The organism is Helicobacter pylori (assembly GCF_011140715.1).
GTDB classification, from domain to species: Bacteria; Campylobacterota; Campylobacteria; order Campylobacterales; family Helicobacteraceae; genus Helicobacter; species Helicobacter pylori_DA.
Window position 1 is genome coordinate 67,473 of the sequence record NZ_SFZZ01000060.1, and the last position, 14,311, is coordinate 81,783.

The 14,311-nt window shown below is 38.2% G+C and carries 11 protein-coding genes and 2 pseudogenes; 11 read left to right on the forward strand and 2 right to left on the reverse strand.

The features are described 5' to 3' along the window. Positions 1–24: 24 nt before the first annotated feature. The 11 genes and pseudogenes from putP to EWZ81_RS06195 all read left to right on the forward strand — a co-directional run bounded on the left by putP (position 25) and on the right by EWZ81_RS06195 (position 11,884). The gene (gene putP / locus EWZ81_RS06145; RefSeq protein ID WP_165549368.1) at positions 25–1,515 is read left to right on the forward strand and encodes a sodium/proline symporter PutP; all 1,491 of its coding nucleotides are present in this window, start codon (positions 25–27) and stop codon (positions 1,513–1,515) included. A 201-nt stretch (positions 1,516–1,716) separates the two neighbouring features. Further along, positions 1,717–1,806, forward strand: a pseudogene (locus EWZ81_RS08690) (DNA cytosine methyltransferase); the annotation flags it as partial. Positions 1,807–1,940: 134 nt separating this feature from the next. After that, positions 1,941–2,722, forward strand: a pseudogene (locus EWZ81_RS06155) (restriction endonuclease). A 9-nt stretch (positions 2,723–2,731) separates the two neighbouring features. Then, on the forward strand, positions 2,732–3,763 hold the full coding sequence (locus tag EWZ81_RS06160; RefSeq protein WP_001879721.1) for a site-specific DNA-methyltransferase: 1,032 nt from the start codon (positions 2,732–2,734) through the stop codon (positions 3,761–3,763). Positions 3,764–4,131: 368 nt separating this feature from the next. Next, the gene (locus tag EWZ81_RS06165) at positions 4,132–5,367 is read left to right on the forward strand and encodes an HNH endonuclease signature motif containing protein (protein WP_165549370.1); all 1,236 of its coding nucleotides are present in this window, start codon (positions 4,132–4,134) and stop codon (positions 5,365–5,367) included. Beyond that, complete coding sequence (locus EWZ81_RS06170; RefSeq protein ID WP_165549371.1) at positions 5,364–6,449, forward strand: DNA cytosine methyltransferase; 1,086 nt, start codon at positions 5,364–5,366, stop codon at positions 6,447–6,449. Before EWZ81_RS06165 ends, EWZ81_RS06170 begins: the two co-directional genes overlap by 4 nt. Beyond that, on the forward strand, positions 6,427–7,125 hold the full coding sequence (locus EWZ81_RS06175; protein ID WP_165549372.1) for a DNA-methyltransferase: 699 nt from the start codon (positions 6,427–6,429) through the stop codon (positions 7,123–7,125). Before EWZ81_RS06170 ends, EWZ81_RS06175 begins: the two co-directional genes overlap by 23 nt. A gap of 51 nt (positions 7,126–7,176) precedes the next feature. Beyond that, a complete protein-coding gene (locus EWZ81_RS06180) occupies positions 7,177–8,169 on the forward strand; it encodes an agmatine deiminase family protein (RefSeq protein WP_147741792.1) in 993 nt (330 codons plus the stop codon). Then, entirely contained in the window at positions 8,166–10,418 is a 2,253-nt protein-coding gene (hypF, locus tag EWZ81_RS06185) for a carbamoyltransferase HypF (RefSeq protein ID WP_165549387.1), read from the forward strand. The genes EWZ81_RS06180 and hypF overlap by 4 nt, the downstream gene beginning before the upstream one ends. A gap of 2 nt (positions 10,419–10,420) precedes the next feature. Next, positions 10,421–11,419, forward strand: a complete 999-nt coding sequence (hypE, locus tag EWZ81_RS06190) for a hydrogenase expression/formation protein HypE (RefSeq protein ID WP_165549373.1) — start codon at positions 10,421–10,423, stop codon at positions 11,417–11,419. 123 nt (positions 11,420–11,542) lie between these two features. Next, positions 11,543–11,884 (forward strand): hypothetical protein, encoded by a 342-nt coding sequence (locus EWZ81_RS06195; RefSeq protein WP_341846698.1) that lies wholly within the window; start codon positions 11,543–11,545, stop codon positions 11,882–11,884. 351 nt (positions 11,885–12,235) lie between these two features. Here EWZ81_RS06195 and EWZ81_RS06200 read toward each other — a convergent pair whose 3' ends face one another. Together EWZ81_RS06200 and gmd are read right to left on the reverse strand one after the other, a co-directional pair. Then, positions 12,236–13,168 (reverse strand): GDP-L-fucose synthase family protein, encoded by a 933-nt coding sequence (locus EWZ81_RS06200; RefSeq protein WP_165549374.1) that lies wholly within the window; start codon positions 13,166–13,168, stop codon positions 12,236–12,238. Further along, on the reverse strand, positions 13,161–14,306 hold the full coding sequence (gene gmd / locus EWZ81_RS06205; protein ID WP_165549375.1) for a GDP-mannose 4,6-dehydratase: 1,146 nt from the start codon (positions 14,304–14,306) through the stop codon (positions 13,161–13,163). The genes EWZ81_RS06200 and gmd overlap by 8 nt, the downstream gene beginning before the upstream one ends. Positions 14,307–14,311: the final 5 nt, after the last annotated feature.

The window sequence follows — 14,311 nt, forward strand, 5'->3', positions numbered from 1 at the left end:
ATTGTATTAAATAAGGAGATCAAAATGGGACATGTTGTTTTAAGCACCCCTATTGTTACGATGTTTGTCGTTTATTCGCTGTTAATGCTCTATATTGGTTTTTATTTTTACAAACAAAATGAAACGACTGAAGATTATTTCTTAGGCGATCGCTCTATGGGCCCTGTGATTAGCGCTTTGAGCGCGGGGGCGAGTGATATGAGCGGGTGGCTTTTAATGGGATTACCGGGAGCTTTATATGTGGGAGGCTTAATCAACTCGCACATCGCCATAGGGTTGAGTTTAGGAGCGCTCATCAACTGGGTTTTTGTGGCCAAACGCTTACGCATTTATACGAGCGTGATCGCTAATTCCATCACCATTTCAGATTATTTTGAAACGCGCTTTAGCGATGACAAACACATCTTGCGCTTGATTTCAGCTTTTGTGATTTTAATCTTTTTTATTTTTTACATTTCTTCAGGGCTAGTGAGTGGGGCTAAACTCTTTGAAGCGACCTTTGGCATTCAATACAACTACGCTTTAAGCATTGGCACGCTGATCATTGTTTCTTACACCTTTTTAGGAGGGTATAAGGCGGTGTGCTGGACGGATTTGATTCAAGGGCTTTTGATGATGAGCGCTTTAATCGTGGTGCCGATCGTTATGACAATCCATCTTGGTGGGATTGGAGAGGGGATTAAAATCATTAGAGAGATCAAGCCTGAAAACCTTTCTTTCTTGCAAGGCTCTAGCGTAGTCGCTATTATTTCAAGCCTCGCTTGGGGCTTGGGTTATTTTGGGCAACCCCATATTTTAGTGCGTTTCATGTCTATCCGCTCCATTAGAGATGTGCCTAAAGCGACCACTATTGGGATTTCTTGGATGGTTATTTCTTTGATTGGGGCATGCGTTATGGGGCTTTTAGGCGTTGCGTATGTGCATAAATTTGATTTGAGCTTACAAGATCCTGAAAAGATTTTCATTGTGATGAGTCAATTGCTCTTTAACCCTTGGATCACAGGCATTTTGTTGAGTGCGATTTTAGCGGCGGTGATGAGCACGGCCAGTTCGCAACTGCTTGTAAGCTCTTCTACCATTGCTGAAGATTTCTATGCGACGATTTTCAATAAAAACGCCCCGCAAAAATTAGTGATGGTTATTTCTAGGCTTTCGGTTTTAGGGGTGGCTTGCATCGCTTTTTTCATTTCAACGGATAGAAACGCTAGCATTCTCAGTATCGTGAGTTACGCATGGGCTGGTTTTGGCGCGAGTTTTGGCTCTGTGATTTTGTTTTCACTTTTTTGGTCAAGAATGACACGCATTGGCGCGATTGCTGGCATGCTCTCTGGGGCTAGCACGGTGATTTTATACGATAAATTTGGCAAAAGCTTTTTGGATATTTATGAAATCGTTCCGGGCTTTATTGCAGCGAGCGTAGCTATTGTGGTGTTTAGTTTGTTTTCTAGCGTGCGAGCAGGCACTAAAGAGGCTTTTGAAACCATGCTTAAAGAAATTGAGAGCTTGAGGCGTTGAGGCGCTTCAAATGAGTTTGATCCAATCTTTAAATCCCCCTTATGCTCTTTAATCAAACCTTAACTTATATTTCTTTATTTTCTGGGGCTAGGGCAAAATTTGAGTGACGATACTCTATGATGAGATAATCAATTCTAAAACCTTTAAACAAAAACTAATGAGCGTTATTTTATAATCCTTTTAAAAAATGAAAGGTTATTGTTGCTTGTTTCTCGCTTTTTAAATGCTATTGACCCCTTTAATTTAGGGGTGTTGTTGAGCCGTTTTCAAATTAAAAATGGTTGTATTTATTTGATAAAATAGCGAACTTTAACAACTTATTTTTCAATCAAAAACACTTCTTATCCTAAAATTGTTTTTAGAAATTTAAGCAATATTTTTGTTACAATCCACGCAGTGAAACTATTTTCAAAAAGGTTAAATTGGTGAATTATTGGACAAAGCTAAGCATAGAATACGCTAATCAACGCTCCTATTTGGATGACTTGTTTCAAGTATATCCTACAATTCCAGAAGGTTTGAGAGAAATTGATTCAAAAATTTGGTCTAATGTTGAATATCATTTTAAACAAAAGACAATTTAGCCTTAATAACTGAACTGCTTAATTTAGATTTATTCCCTATTAAAGATAGTTATATGGCTTATTTAAAACGGGATAAAAGTGCCTTAGAACGCAATCCAAGAACAATCAATCGTATTTGTGGGAGATTGTATGAAATGGGGCTTAATAAAATTTTTGAAAAATGCAGTGAACCAAAAGAAACAAACCGCCAAATCGGTCCTATGTTTAAAGATTGGATCAATAATAAATCTTTAGGTGTTGAGCCTGTAGATTTAAATGATTTTATAGCGAATGAAAACGATGCCATTTTAAGAGCAAGCGATAATATCATGGCAGAATTTGCCAAATCTCATTTAAATTATCACCATCATAAAGGGCTAGACTTTGTGGCAAGGTTTAACAAAAAGTATATTATTGGCGAAGCCAAATTTTTAACTGATTTTGGAGGACACCAAAACGCTCAATTTAACGACACTATTAGCACAATTGAAGCGCCCAACATCAAAGCAATTAAAGTGGCTATTTTAGATGGCGTATTATATATTGAAAGCAATAATAAAATGCGTAAATTGCTAGATACTACTTATAAAAACTATAATATTATGAGCGCGTTAGTGCTACGAGAATTTTTATATCAAATTTAAATGAGAGAAATGCAAAACTTATTGATACAAGCAGAAAATGCAATCGCTCTACTTTTTTTATTAAATGATAAAAACCTAAAAGGAAAAATAGATTTGATATATATTGACCCTCCATTTGCTACAAACAATCATTTTACTATCACAAATGGCAGAGCAACCACAATTAGCAATTCTAAGAATGGCGATATTGCTTATAGTGACAAAGTAGTGGGTATGGATTTTATAGAATTTTTAAAACAACGCCTGGTATTGCTTAAAGAATTGCTTTCAGAACAAGGCTCTATCTATGTGCATACAGATTGTAAGATAGGGCATTATGTTAAGGTGATGTTAGATGAAATATTTGGCATACAAAATTTTAGAAATGAAATCACACGCATAAAGTGCAATCCTAAAAATTTTAAAAGGATGGGCTATGGCAACATAAAAGATATGATTTTATTTTACTCTAAAGGAAAAAATCCCATTTTTAACGAACCTAAGATCCCTTATACGCCACAAGATTTAGAAAAACGATTCCCTAAAATTGACAAAGACAAAAGGCGTTACACTACCGTTCCAATACATGCTCCAGGAGAAGTGGAAAGTGGCGAATGTTCTAAAGCATTTAAAGGTATGCTACCTCCAAAAGGGCGGCATTGGCGCACTGATATTGCCACACTTGAGCGTTGGGATAAAGAAGGTTTGATTGAGTATTCTAACAATAATAACCCTAGAAAAAAAATTTATGCCTTAGAACAAGTTGGCAAAAGAGTCCAAGACATCTGGGAATTTAAAGACCCACAATATCCAAGCTACCCTACAGAAAAAAACGCTCAATTATTAGACTTAATCATTAAAACCTCTTCTAATAAAGATAGTATTGTTTTAGATTGTTTTTGTGGTTCTGGAACAACCTTAAAATCTGCGTTTTTATTGCAACGAAAATTTATAGGCATTGATAATTCCGATTTGGCTATCCAAGCTTGCAAAAACAAGCTTGAAACAATAACAAAAGACTTGTTTGTTTCTCAAAATTTTTATGATTTCCTTGTTTTTTAAAATTGTATCAGGTCAAGATAACTCCAATAAAACTTGATACAAGTTTTCTTTATACCTAAATTTGTGTTCTTTTAAATGGAGTCAAAAAACTCACTATGTTAATTGATATGATTGTATTCTTTTGCAAACCTATTTTTGAATGCTAAAAACCCTATGATGTGTTTAAAAATTTAAATGACACTCCCAAGAAATCCAATTATGCACTTATTCAATATCGTAAGTCTTTTAACTTAAAGCTCTTTGATGAGAGTTTAGATTGAAATTTTTTTAAATCATGCTCTGTTGGTAGCATTAGCAGTATGATAAAACCTTTAAACAAAAACTAATGAGCGTTATTTTATAATCCTTTAAAAAATGAAAGGTTATTGTTGCTTGTTTCTCACTTTTTAAATGACAATATTGACCCCTTTAATTTAGGGGTGTTGTTGAGCCGTTTCCAAATTAAAAATGGTTGTATTTATGGGGTGTGTTCTTACAAGTCTTCAAAATTTGTCCATGGCTATGAAGAAAGCAAAGTGCAGGTTTTAAACGCTCTCAATACTTTAAGCGTGCATCCAATTTGGCAATCCAATCAAGAGAGCGTTACAAAAATCAAAGGAACTTTTGTTTTTATTTTAGAAAACGACTTGCATTTAGACGAAAACGCTTTTTACAAGAAACTTTTAAACTCGCTCATAGACAACGACTTTTTTAACCGCTCTAATTTAATGAATTTAATGACTCTCAATCAAAAACGCTTTTTAAGCGGTTTTTTTGAAAGCAGGGGCAGCATTGATACGCAACGAAATTTTTTAACTTCAGATTACTTCTTTCATAGCCCTTTAGAATTTAACAAGTTCCATTATTTAATCGATCTTTTCACTATCCCTAGCGAAGCGCTGAATTTTAATTTTAGGGAATTACAGCATGAACATGTGCAAGGCATTAACCAACGAAACGCTCAATTCAGGATTTATTTGGATTGGTATTTATACCATATCGGTCTGTTTAACCCCTATAAAGCGCGAATCGCTCATCATGTTTTTAAAACTACCCTTATTTATGATGGTATTTATTATAAATTAAACTATCCGCCAACAACAAAGTATCATGGTAATGGCTTTACAGAACGCGCTCATTTTTATTTGAAAAATATTTATCAACAGGATTTAGATGATAAAAGCATTGAAAGATTAAGGGAACAGTTAGGATGGATTCAAAAGAGTGAGGAGTTTAAACGAGATAGCAAAATCATCAATTTTTATCGTATTTCAACGCCTAATGTTTGCAGTGCATGCTGTGATGATTATGACATTAAAGAAAGAAGTTTTCTTTCTTTACCTTTATATCAAATCACTCAAAGATCTGATTCCTACTATACTGAAATACACCATGTGATTTCTTTAGGCAAAAATAAAGAATTAGATGTTTTAGAAAATCTCGCTAAACTTTGCCCTACTTGTCATAGGGCTTTAAAAAAGGGGGCTAGCGCAGAAGGGTTTCAAAAACGCTTGATTGGAAAGATTTTAAAACGCAACAAAGACAACTTAGAGTTTGCGCAATTGCGTTTTGAAACCGATGATTTTCCAACGCTCATTAATTGTATTTATGAAAGCTTGAAATGAATTATAAAATTTTAGATTTATTTTGTGGGGCTGGGGGTTTTAGCGCTGGGTTGGAGTGTTTAAAAGAGTTTGATGCTTTAATAGGACTAGATTGCGATAAACAAGCCCTAACCACTTTTGAAAACAACCATAAAAACGCTATAGGTATTTGTGGGGACATCACTCAAATTGAAATTAAAGAAAAAGTCATCAAACTAGCCCAAACATTAGAAATCAACATGATCATTGGCGGGCCTCCCTGTCAAGGCTTTTCTAATAAAGGGAAAAATTTAGGGCTAAAAGACCCTAGGAATTTTTTATTCTTAGAATATATAGAGATAGTAAAAGCCTTAAAACCAGAAATTTTTATCATTGAAAATGTGAAAAACCTCATCTCTTGCGCTAAAGGCTATTTTTTAGAAGAAATTAAAGAAAGATTGAATGCTTTAGGGTATCAATTAAGCTATCAGATCCTAAACGCTAAAGATTATGGCGTGCCTCAAAACAGAGAGAGGGCTTTTATTGTGGGGGCTAGTCGTTTTAGTTTTGATTTTAATCTTTTAGAACCTTCTCAAAGCGTGAATGTTCAAGATGCGATAAGCGATTTAGCCTATCTTTGTTCTAATGAGGGGGCGTTTGAAAGCGATTATTTAAACCCTATCCAATCAAGCTATCAAGCCTTGATGCGAAAGGATAGCCCTAAATTATACAACCACCAGGCCACCAACCACTCGCAAGCCGCTTTAGAGAAATTAAAGCTTATTAATAAAGAGCAAGGCAAAGAATGTTTGCCTAAAAACTTGCATGGCAAACAGCAATTCAAAAGCACATGGGGGCGTTTGAATTGGAATAAAGTAAGCCCCACCATAGACACACGATTTGACACTCCAAGCAATGGCACCAACTCCCACCCTGAATTGCACCGCTCTATCACGCCCAGAGAAGCCGCTAGGATACAAAGTTTTAGCGATAATTATATCTTTTATGGCAATAAAACGAGCGTTTGTAAGCAAATCGGTAACGCTGTGCCTCCTCTTCTAGCCCTAGCTTTAGGCAAAGCGATCTTAAAAAGCGCAAGAAATGATACAAATCCATCACGCTAACGCTTTTGAAATCATCAAGGATTTTTACCAGCAAAATTTAAAAGTGGATGCGATCATCACAGACCCTCCTTACAACATTTCGGTTAAAAACAATTTTTCCACCCTAAAGAGCGCTAAAAGGCAAGGCATAGATTTTGGGGAATGGGATAAAAATTTCAAGCTTTTAGAATGGATCAAGCGCTACGCCCCCTTAGTCAATCCAAACGGCTGCATGGTGATTTTTTGCTCTTACAGGTTTATAAGCTATATCGCTGATTTTTTAGAAGAAAACGGCTTTGTAGTCAAAGACTTCATCCAATGGGTTAAAACTAATCCCATGCCAAGAAACATCCACCGGCGCTATGTCCAAGACACGGAATTTGCCCTGTGGGCGGTTAAAAAGAAAGCCAAGTGGGTGTTTAATAAACCCAAAAATGAAAAATATTTACGGCCTTTGATCTTAAAAAGCCCTGTGGTGAGCGGGCTTGAAAGAGTCAAACACCCCACGCAAAAAAGCTTAGCTTTAATGGAAAAAATCATTTCCATCCACACAAACCCTAATGACATCGTGCTGGATCCTTTCATGGGGAGCGGCACCACCGGTTTAGCGTGCAAAAATTTAGAACGGAATTTTATCGGTATAGAATCCGAAAAAGAATATTTTCAAACCGCTAAAAAGCGTTTGAATTTGTTTTAAAAACGCTATTTGAATGAGATTGTGTTATAGTTATTTAAAAGGATATTTTGAATGAAAAGAATGTTAGCGGAGTTTGAAAAAATCCAAGCGATTCTAATGGCTTTCCCCCATGAGTTTGGCGACTGGGCGTATTGCATCAAAGAGGCTAGGGAAAGTTTTTTAAACATCATTCAAACCATAGCCCAACACGCTAAAGTGTTAGTGTGCGTCCATGCTAACGACACTATCGGTTATGAGACGCTTAAAGATTTACCCGGTGTAGAGATCGCAAGGATTGACACTAACGACACATGGGCTAGGGATTTTGGAGCGATCAGTATTGAAAATCATGGCGTTTTAGAGTGCTTGGATTTTGGTTTTAATGGCTGGGGGTTAAAATACCCGTCCAATTTAGACAATCAGGTGAATTTCAAACTCAAAAGTTTAGGGTTTTTAAAACACCCTTTAAAAACGATGCCCTATGTTTTAGAGGGCGGGAGCATAGAAAGCGATGGGGCTGGGAGCATTTTAACCAACACCCAATGCCTGCTAGAAAAAAATCGTAACCCCCATTTGAATCAAAATGGAATAGAAAACATGCTTAAAAAGGAATTAGGGGCTAAACAAGTGCTGTGGTATTCTTATGGCTATTTAAAAGGCGATGATACGGATAGCCATACCGACACGCTCGCTCGTTTTTTAAATAAAGACACCATTGTTTATAGCGCATGCGAAGATGAAAACGATGAGCATTACACAGCCTTAAAAAAAATGCAAGAAGAATTAAAAACCTTTAAAAAACTAGACGGCACGCCTTATAAACTCATCCCCCTAGAAATCCCCAAAGCCATTTATGATGCAAACCAACAACGCTTGCCAGCGACTTATGTGAATTTTTTATTGTGCAATAACGCTTTAATCGTCCCCACTTACAACGACCCTAAAGACGCGCTCATTTTAGAAACCTTAAAACAACACACGCCCTTAGAAGTGATAGGGGTTGATTGCAACACTCTAATCAAACAGCATGGGAGTTTGCATTGTGTAACGATGCAGCTTTATTGAATAAAATCACGCTTTTTGGCGTGGTTCAGGGCGTGGGCATGCGCCCTTTTGTTTATACCCTGGCTCAAAAATTAGGGCTTGTAGGCTTTGTGCGTAACACCCAAGTGGCTTTAGAGATTGTCTTACCCGCTCACAAAACAGAGTCTTTTTTAAACGCCCTAAAAAAAGGATTACCCCCTTTAGCGTTGGTGGAAAAAATCATTATTAGCCCCTATGATAAGGCGCTTCATTTCAATGATTTTAGGATTTTAGAAAGCAAGAACCACCCCTTAAATTTGCTCAGTCAAATCCCTAAAGATTTAGGCGTGTGTGAGGATTGCTTGCGCGAGATTAGAGATAAAAACTCCCCCTATTTTTATTACGCTTTCAATTCTTGCGCGAAATGCGGGGCGAGATACAGCCTTTTAAACGCCATGCCCTATGACAGAGAAAATTCCGCCTTAAAACCTTTCAAACTCTGTGATTTTTGCGCTTCTATTTATCAAGACCCCACCAATAAGCGCTTCCACATTCAAGGCATCAGCTGCAAAAAGTGCGGTATCGCGCTCAATTACAAGCGATTCAAGAATGATGACGCTCTTTTAGAATGCGCTAAAGACATTCAAAAAGGTAAAATCATCGCTCTTAAAGGTTTGGGAGGCTTTGCCCTCTTGTGCGATGCGAGGAATTTTCAAACCATAGAAAGATTACGGCTTTTAAAAAACCGCCCCCTAAAACCTTTCGCGCTCATGTTTAAAGATCTAAACACAGCCAAACAGCATGCGTTTTTGAGTGCATTAGAATGCGAAAGCTTAAATTCCACAAGCACCCCCATTCTTTTAGCGCGTAAAAAACCTAACACGCAATTAGCCTCTAATATCGCTAAAAACTCCCCCTTTTATGGCGTCATCTTACCCTATACCCCTTTGCATGCTTTATTATTAGATTTATTGGATTTCCCTATTGTGTTCACGAGCGCGAATTTCAGCTCCCTCCCTTTAGCGAGTGATGAGACTGAGATTGACGCCTTGAGTTTCATTTTTGATTTTAAGCTCACGCACAATCGCGCCATCATCCACAGGATTGATGATAGCATTGTGCAGCGCGTGGATAATATCATTCGCCCCATGCGTTTGGCTAGGGGGTTTGCCCCCCTTTATCTCACTTTGCCTAAACGCTCTAATGATTCGCAAAAAAAGATTTTAGCGCTTGGAGCGGAGCAAAAAGGGCATTTTAGCTTATTGGATAGTGGAACTTCTACCTTGTTACTCTCGCCTTTTTGTGGGGATTTGAGCGTTTTAGAAAATGAAAAGCACTTTAAAGAAACTTTGAATTTTTTCTTAAAAACCTATGATTTTAAACCCACCATCTTAGCTTGCGATAAGCATCAAAACTACACCACCACTCAAATGGCTTATGGTTTTAATGCGCCCTTGTTGCAAGTCCAGCACCACCATGCCCACTTTTTAGCGAGCGTTTTAGACGCATTATTGCAAGACCCGCATTTAAACAACCCTTTTATAGGCATCATCTGGGATGGGAGTGGGGCTTATGAAAATAAGATTTATGGGGCGGAGTGTTTTGTGGGGGATTTTGAACGCATTGAAGAGATAGCCAGGTTTGAAGAATTTCTGCTTTTAGGGGGGGAAAAAGCGATCAAAGAGCCTAAACGCCTGGTTTTAGAAATCGCTTTAAAGCACCAACTCAACAAGCTTTTAAGGCGTGTTCAAAAGCATTTTAAAAAAGACGAATTAGAAATTTTCCAACAAATGCATGACAAAAAAATTCAAAGCGTCGCCACCAATTCCATAGGGCGTTTGTTTGATATAGTAGCGTTTAGTTTGGATTTAGTGGGGACGATTAGTTTTGAAGCCGAGAGCGGACAGGTTTTAGAAAATCTAGCCCTACAAAGCGATGAGATCGCTTTTTACCCTTTTGAAATCAAAAACAGCGTGGTGGGTTTGAAGGAATTTTATCAAGCGTTTGAAAAGGATTTGGGCGTTTTAGAACCCAAACGCATCGCTAAGAAATTTTTTAACAGCTTAGTAGAAATCATTGCCGCTTTGATTGCGCCTTTTAAAGGGCATGTGGTGGTGTGCAGTGGGGGCGTGTTTTGTAATCAATTATTGTGCGAACAATTAGCCAAACGATTGAGGGGGCTAAAAAGGCAGTATTTTTTCCACAAGCATTTCCCCCCTAATGACAGCAGTATCCCTATCGGTCAAGCCTTAATGGCGTATTTCAACCCTACAATCATCAAAAAAGGATAAAAATGGACAGCGTAACTCTAGCATGTGGGAACGGAGGGAAAGAAACAAACGCTTTAATTGAGCAGATCTTTATGCCCTATTTAAAAGAATTTATTGTTGCGTTTGGTGAAGACGCCCCTAAATTTGAAGCTAGTGGGGAATATTGCGTGAGCACGGATAGTTTTGTCATCACGCCCTTAATTTTTAATGGAGGCGATATAGGCAAGCTTTGCGTTTGCGGGAGCGCGAATGACGTGAGCGTGCAAGGGGGCGAACCTTTGTATTTGAATATGGGTTTTATTTTAGAAGAAGGCTTAGAAATCCCTCTTTTAAAACAAATTTTACAATCCATACAAAAAGAATTGTTTAAAGCCAACTTAAAACTCCTCTCCCTAGACACTAAAGTCGTGCCAAAGGGGAGCGTGGATAAGCTTTTCATCAACACAACCTGTATTGGCAAAATCATCAAGCCAGGGATTTCTTCGCGCCATTTACAACAAGGGCAAGCCATTATCCTAAGCGACACTATCGCCAATCATGGGGCAAGCCTGTTTGCAATGCGTCATGAAATCAAGCTCAAAACCAATCTAGAAAGCGATTGCCAACTGCTCTATCCCTTATTAAAACCCCTATTTTTAAGCGATCTCAAAATTGATGCTTTAAGAGATGCGACTAGGGGCGGTTTAGCGAGCGTATTGAATGAATGGGCGAACAGCTCCAGAGTGAAAATTGTTATAGAAGAAGAAAAAATCCCTTTAAAAGAAGAAACTAAAGGGATTTGCGAGATTTTAGGGCTAGAACCCTACACGCTAGCCAATGAGGGGGTGTTTGTTTTAGCGCTCAATCAAAAAGACGCCCCTAAAGCCTTAGAAATTTTAAAAAGTAACGAGAAAGCCAAAAACGCTTGCGTGATTGGCAAAGTGTTTGAAAACCCCTATCCTAGCGTGGTTTTAAAGAACGCATGGGGTTTTGAAAGGATTTTAGAGATGCCAGAGGGCGAATTATTGCCTAGGATTTGTTAACACTAAGACGCTTTTTAAAACCCTACCGCCTTTGATCTCTAAATTTTTTTAGAGATCGCCTAAGCTAAGTCTAAGTCTACTATACTCAATCCATTTGAGAAAACTTACAATAAGAGGGTGTTAGTGGCGGGTTATAAAAAAGCGGGCTTGGTATTAGTAGTCATTTTTGGGTTTGCTGTGTTTTTTGTAGAGTGTAGTGCTAGTGAAAAACCACCAATAAAGATTGAAATAGTTCCTAGGAGTCATCTTTATTGGATAAGCATCATTTCAAATGTTGATAGTATCACTATATTGAGCACAAAAATCAATCGTGGGGATTGTGGTGGGATCAGTAGGATTGATAGAAAACTAGGATTTGGCAATAGTTATGAGTTTCGCATTATTCCATCGTTTTGTCGGTATGTCAAAGAAATTAGCGTTAAGACTGATAAAGGGACTTGGGATTTTACATTTGCTAGAAAATGATGTCATGATTTCTACAAAATAAAAACAAACTAACAATCTGAAACAGACAATACAATTTAGAAATTATTGTCATAGCCCTTTGGGGGTTTATTTTTCATGCAAAGCAAGCGATAATGAGACTCATAGAAAAAGCCCCCCCACTTCCCCCACTCCCTAGCTCTTTATGAAAAATCAGAATAGCAACATACCTCGCTTTTTGAAAGCGTTTGAGATTGAGAGCGAAGCGACCAAACCCCCATTAATGACTCAAAGTTTGTTTGAAGCTAAAACGATTACAATATCGCAACTACCGCTAGCCTAACGCCTAATAGCGGAGCGTTTTTATAGCTCCATAAGAGCCTTGATTTTATTTCAAACCTCTAAAAGCTTCAAATAATACTCATAAGCTTCTTTGATGCCCTGCTCTAAAGGGATTTCTAATTCCCATTTTAAAGCCTTTTGTTTGGAAATATCCATAAGCTTTTGCTGCATGCCCACTGGTTTGGATAAATCTTTCACAAACACGCCCTTATAATCTAAAACCTGAGCGACTTTTTCGTAATACTCTTCAATGCTGTAATCCACTCCAGAGCCGACATTCATCACGCTAGGCATTTGAGCGATATTCTCATAAGCGAGAGCGATGAATCTGGCTAAATCTTTAGCGTTTAGATATTCTCTTCTAGCCGTGCCATCGCCCCACATCGCAAACTCTTTTTCATTTTTTAATTTAGCGGTGTGCATCCTAGCGATAAGCCCTGGTATCATGTGCGCTATTTTTTCTTCAAACTTGTCAAACTCGCCATAAAGGTTGCAAGGCACTAGGGTTTTATAAAAAACGCCTTTTTCAGTGCTCACATACTCGCAATACTTCATCACAGAGAGTTTGGCTAAAGCGTAGCCTTCATTCGTTGGCTCTAAAGAGCCGTTCAATAAATCGCTTTCTTTTAAAGGGTTGGGGGCGAATTTAGGGTAAGTGCAAGAGCTCGCCAAATTAATGGCTTTTTTCACGCCCAAATCTAAAGCGCTAGAAAAAAGATACAAGCCCATCAGTAAATTCTCAACCATGTAAGTTGAAAGATCGTTCATGTTCGCCACAATGCCCCCCACTCTCCCGGCGCAATGGATAATGCCTGTAGGTTTGTATTCTTTCAAATAAGCTTGAACATTGTCTTTATCCAATAAATACAATTCGCTCTTTTTAGGGGTGAGTAAAGTAACATCAGGCTTATTTTTTTTAAAATACAACGCCGTGTTCTGCCCCACCATGCCATAAGCGCCGGTGATTAAAATAATCTCATTCATAAAAATTCCTTAAAGTATAGCCCCCCTCTTGCAAGTAAAGGTTTTTCTGGCATTCTTTTAAATCGTATTCTAACATGTCCTTAACCAACTCTTTTAAATCGTATTCCCTAACCCAGCCTAGCTCTTTTTCAGCCTTAGTGGGATCGCCTAAGAGCAAATCCACTTCAGTAGGCCTGAAATAGCGCTCGTCTATACGCACCACGACTTTGCCTGTTTTTAAATGGCTTAAGTTTAATTGTAAAGCGTTCGCTCTGTTTTCATCAACGCTTTTAATCAAACCGATTTCTTTAATCCCTGTATTTTGAAATTCTAGATCAATGCCGATAAATTCAAAGCTCATTTTCACAAAATCGCGCACGCTCGTGGTCTTCCCTGTGGCGATCACATAATCTTGTGGAATGGGCGCTTGGAGCATTAAATGCATCATTTTCACGTAATCTTTGGCATGCCCCCAGTCTCTTTTAGCGTCCAAATTCCCTAAATACAAGCAATCTGTTAAGTTATACGCTATCGCGCTAGCGGCTCGTGTGATTTTACGGGTTACAAAAGTTTCGCCCCTTACCCTACTCTCATGGTTAAAAAGAATGCCATTAACCGCAAACAAGTTATAGGCCTCTCTGTAATTTTTGGTGATGTAAAAGGCATACATTTTAGCGACCGCATAGGGGCTTCGTGGGTTAAAGGGGGTGTTTTCATTTTGCGGGGTTTCTAAGACTTCGCCATACAATTCGCTCGTGCTGGCTTGATAGAATCGTGTTTTATTTTCTAGCCCTAAAATCCGCATGGCCTCTAAAATCCTTAGCGTGCCAATACCATCAGCGTTAGCGGTGTATTCGGGGGTTTCAAAAGAGACTTTCACATGGCTTTGAGCGGCTAAATTATAAATCTCTGTGGGCTTAGTGGTAGCGATTAAATGGATGAGGTTAGAGCTATCGGTCATATCCCCATAGTGCAAGAAAAAACGCCTTTTGTGTTCGCTGTGCAAATCCTCATACAGATGATCGATCCTAGAAGTGTTGATGCTAGAAGAGCGCCTTTTTAACCCATGCACTTCATAACCTAAATTGAGCAAGTATTCAGCCAGATAGCTCCCATCTTGCCCGGTAACCCCGGTGATTAAAGCGATTTTTTCTTTCATTATTT